Here is a 1,880-nt window from a genome sequence, read left to right on the forward strand (position 1 = left end):
GTCGAGGTCGTTGTCGCCTTCGGCGATCCGGGCGGCGAGGTAGGCCCCCGAGAAGGACGTGATCTTGACCGGCTCGGCGGTTTCCTTGGCGTAGGCCGGCAGAGCCGAGATCGCCATGCCCGTCACAATTGCCAGCCCTGCGAGCCAGCGCGCACGTCCTTGCCGCATTGTATCCCTTTCAGCCAGACGCAATCCCCAAGTCGATGGGACCGCCACAGACTCGGTCTTTTCCCGACAAAGCATGGCCTTTTTGGGGTCAGGCTTCAATCCGGGCCGAATTCACAATCGGGTCACCCGATTAACGAACCATGACGACGAAGCATCATAGCAGATCGCGCGACCAACCAACACTCTGACGTCACATAGCTGCTTGCGGCAATGTTGGTGTACAGGTCAGCCCATGCGCAGCCTTGCCAAGCCTGCCTGTGCCGATCGTCCGGGCCAGCAAGTCGGCGGCCGCAGACCCCACCTCAGTTCACTCTGGCGATACAGAAATCGATGACATCGATCAGCGCCGATTTCTGCGGCGTCGCCTCCAGCGGCGCCAGCGCATCGCGGGCGATCTCGCCGAAATGGCGGGCGCGGCCGATCGTGTCGGCAATCGCTCCATGGCGGGTCATCAGGCCGATCGCCTTTTCGAGGCCCGCATCGTCGGTAACATTGTCCTCGATGGCGCGCTTCCAGAAGGTGCGTTCGGCCTTGGTGCCGCGCCGGTAGGCGAGGATCACCGGCAGCGTCACCTTGCCCTCGCGGAAATCGTCGCCGACATTCTTGCCCAGATCCTTGCTGGAGCCGCCATAGTCGAGCGCATCGTCGATGAGCTGGAAGGCAAGGCCGAGATTCATGCCGTAGGAGCGCAGCGCCGCGCGGTCGTTGCGGGTTGCCAGGGCGATGACCGGGCCGACCTCGGCGGCGGCCGAGAACAGCGCCGCGGTCTTGGCCTTGATGACGGCGAAATGCTCGTCCTCGGTGGTCTCCAGGTTCTTGGCGGCGGCAAGCTGCATCACTTCGCCCTCGGCGATGATGGAAGCAGCGCTGGAGAGGATGTCGAGGGCCTCCAGCGAGCCGACATCGACCATCATGCGGAAGGCCTGGCCGAGCAGGAAATCGCCGACCAGCACGCTCGCCTGGTTGCCCCAGATCATGCGCGCCGTCTTCTTGCCGCGGCGCATTCCGCTCTCGTCGACGACGTCGTCGTGGAGCAGCGTCGCGGTGTGCATGAACTCGACAGAGGTGGCGAGCTTGACGTGGCCTTCGCCGGAATAGCCGAACATCTGGGCCGCGGCGAGCGTCAGCATCGGCCGCAATCTCTTGCCACCGGACGAAATCAGGTGGTTGGCGACCTCGGGGATCATCTCGACGTCGGAACCGGCCTTGGACAGGATCAATTCGTTGACGCGCCCCATGTCGGCGGCCGTGAGATCGATCAGATCCTTGATGGAGGCGGGTTCCCGCTTCCCGTTTTCGATGTTGAGAACGACACCCACCACAGACACTCCCGTCTATTCCAAGCGCACGCGGCACCCTACTCCCGAACCGACTCTAGGGCGGCATCACGGGGCACGGCAAGAGGCGAATTGGCGCGGTTGCGGCCGGCGGCGGCAACGCCCACGTTTACAGGAACGGCGCAACCTGCGATTTTTGTTCCATGATAGAGCTCATCCGCACCAACGATGCCGTGATCATCTCCTTCGTCGAATCGCTGATGCGCGACGCCGGCATCGCCTGTTTCGTCGCCGACCAGAACATGAGCGTGCTCGACGGCTCGATCGGCATCCTGCCCCGGCGTGTCATGGTCGACGCCGACCAGGCGGATGCGGCGCGCCGCATCCTGACCGATGCCGGCATCGCCAACGAGATCCGCCGCAAATAATGGTAGC

2 protein-coding genes are annotated in these 1,880 nt (G+C 63.7%); one reads left to right on the forward strand and one right to left on the reverse strand.

The window, feature by feature from the left end:
* Window positions 1-470 precede the first annotated feature (470 nt).
* Window positions 471-1,487, reverse strand: a complete 1,017-nt coding sequence (locus EN781_RS31620; protein ID WP_126055968.1) for a polyprenyl synthetase family protein — start codon at window positions 1,485-1,487, stop codon at window positions 471-473.
* A gap of 161 nt (window positions 1,488-1,648) precedes the next feature.
* Here EN781_RS31620 and EN781_RS31625 point away from each other — a divergent pair, with 161 nt between their 5' ends.
* Window positions 1,649-1,873, forward strand: a complete 225-nt coding sequence (locus EN781_RS31625) for a DUF2007 domain-containing protein (RefSeq protein WP_126055969.1) — start codon at window positions 1,649-1,651, stop codon at window positions 1,871-1,873.
* Window positions 1,874-1,880: the final 7 nt, after the last annotated feature.

Origin of the sequence: Mesorhizobium sp. M4A.F.Ca.ET.090.04.2.1 (genome assembly GCF_003999085.1) — a bacterium.
GTDB lineage: Bacteria > Pseudomonadota > Alphaproteobacteria > Rhizobiales > Rhizobiaceae > Mesorhizobium.

Bases quoted from the DNA above. Each gene is read 5' to 3' on its own strand.
- EN781_RS31625 (WP_126055969.1), top strand. From the start codon at position 1,649: ATGATAGAGCTCATCCGCACCAACGATGCCGTGATCATCTCCTTCGTC.